Below are 270 nucleotides of genomic sequence, written 5' to 3' on the forward strand. Positions count from 1 at the left end.
GGATAGTTTTCATGAGAATTGATTTTCTCAATGAGTTTTTTATCAGTGATTCTGTCTAAGGTAATTACATAGTGTGAATTTTTCACAAATTTTGGTTTATTCCAGATTTTTACCAGCTCATCTTCAAACGGTGAGATAAAGTCAATAATTTTAAAGGCAATGTCTTTAAGAATTTGCAGTTGATTAACCCTATCCGCGCCCCATTCCTTTGCTCCTTCCCAAAAATATTGATAACTCCATAGTTTAAATTGCTCCTGTAAAAATGCCTTG

1 protein-coding gene is annotated in these 270 nt (G+C 33.0%); it reads right to left on the reverse strand.

Annotated features, from left to right (window positions below):
- Positions 1-270, reverse strand: a 270-nt coding sequence (locus N2692_03190; GenBank protein ID MCX8016268.1) for a site-specific DNA-methyltransferase, incomplete at both ends; no start/stop codon positions are given.

The sequence above is a fragment of the Patescibacteria group bacterium genome, assembly GCA_026415775.1.
Taxonomy (GTDB): Bacteria; Patescibacteriota; Minisyncoccia; order UBA6257; family JAAZHW01; genus SKW32.